Origin of the sequence: Pseudonocardia pini, assembly GCF_013870575.1 — a bacterium.
Classification (GTDB): Bacteria; Actinomycetota; Actinomycetes; order Mycobacteriales; family Pseudonocardiaceae; genus Pseudonocardia; species Pseudonocardia pini.
The window spans coordinates 1-1,713 of sequence record NZ_JACBXB010000980.1 but is presented as its reverse complement, the minus strand read 5'-3'; the positions used below and the strand labels follow the sequence as shown (position 1 = coordinate 1,713).

2 protein-coding genes are annotated in these 1,713 nt (G+C 71.3%); both read left to right on the top strand.

Annotation, left to right across the window (positions count from 1 at the left end):
- Positions 1-616 (top strand): TIGR01777 family oxidoreductase (locus tag H5J29_RS31590; protein WP_181784586.1); only part of this gene is annotated, 616 nt, incomplete at its 5' end.
- Between the two features lie 191 nt (positions 617-807).
- Positions 808-1,713, top strand: a 906-nt coding sequence (locus tag H5J29_RS31585; RefSeq protein WP_181784585.1) for a hypothetical protein, incomplete at its 3' end; no start/stop codon positions are given.

The following is a 1,713-nucleotide window of genomic DNA, read 5'->3' as shown; positions in this document are numbered from 1 at the left end:
GGTCCTCGCGGGGGCGGTGGCGCAGGCAGGGGTCCCGGCGCTGGTCAGCGGTTCGGCCGTGGGCTACTACGGAGACGCGGGCCCGCAGGAGATCGACGAGTCCGCCCCGTCCGGCGGCGGCTTCCTCGCCGGGCTCTGCCGGGACTGGGAGGCGGCCACGGCCGCGGCGAGCGACGCGGGCGCACGCGTCGTGACGGTCCGGACCGGGCTCGTCCTCTCGCCCTCCGGCGGGATCCTCGCGCTGATGCGGCCGGTCTGGAAGACCTTCCTCGGCGCCCGCATCGGCAGCGGCACGCAGTACATGCCCTGGATCTCGCTCGACGACGAGATCGCCGGGCTGCGCTTCGCCGTCGAGAACTCGCAGGTCAGCGGTCCGGTGAACCTGACGGGCCCCACCCCGGTCACCAACCAGGCCTTCACCCAGGCCCTGGCGGGCGCGGTCGGCAGGCCCGCCCCGTTGGTCGTCCCGGGTGTCGTGGTCTCGACCGTGCTGGGCGACCTCGGCCGCGAGACGCTGCTGTTCGGTCAGAACGCCGTCCCGCGCAGGCTGCTCGACGCGGGCTTCACCTTCCGCCACACCACCCTCGCCGACGCCCTGTCCGCCGCCGTGCACTGACAGTGACACTGGAGCGCCGGATTCGTCGCCGCCGGTAGCGATCTCCTCACTCGATCGAGCGCATACGCCGAATGGTGGCACGTGCCACCGCCGGATGGCCCACTCTGTGCGACGGGAACGGACCTGATGCCCCCCGGGGCCGGTCCCACTTCCCATTCGTGGACCGCGGTCCTCGTCCCAGTGAGGTGTCCATGCGCACCCGCAGTACCCCCTTCCTGCGCCGAACCGGGCTCGCCCTGCTCGTCGCGACCCTGGTCGGCGGCACCGCCGCCCTCACCACAGGCCCCGCGGGCGCCGCACCGGGAGCGGTGTCGGTGAGCAACGCGGATCTCCAACCCTGCGGTGTCACACCGACGCTGCTCTGCTTCTCGAACCTCAACGGGCAGAAGGTCCCCACCGCAGGCACTGCGTCGGTGGTCGACGACACCCGTGCCTCGTCCGGCGACGGCTACCTGCGGCTGGCGACGCCGGGTGCTGCGGACAAGGCCGTGATCTACCAGCCGACACCGGGCACGACCCTCGGCCAGCTGAGGTCCCTGGCGTACTCGACGATGATCGAGCAGGCGATCGAGGGGAGGCCGAACCTGGCCCCCTCGTACAACATCGAAGTGACCTCGTCGAAGATCAGCCCCAAGGACAGCAAGGTGATGGGCTTCACCTCGCTCGTCTGGGAGCCCATCTACTCGGCCACTCCGACCGTCACGCCGGGCACCTGGCAGCGGTGGACACCCTCGGCGGCCAAGGGATGGTGGGCGTCGTCGGACCGCGAGGTACCGGTCGGTGAGCTCAACCGTTTCGGCTTCAAGTCCTACGCGGCGACCTTCGACGAGGTCGTCGCAGGTCTCGGCCCCGAGGCGACCGTGCTGGACGTGAACCTCAACCAGGGTTCGGGAGCGGGCGGTCTGGTGTCGGGCGCCGATCTCTTCCAGCTCAACGATCGCATCGTCGACTTCGAGAACCCCGTGTCCGCGAAGGCGATCGCCAAGACCGCGGGCGACAACCAGTCGGCCGCGGCCGGGACCGCGTTCCCGACCCGCCTGGCGGCCACGGTCACCGGCGGGACCAAGAAGACCCGGCCGGTGCCGAACACGCCGGTC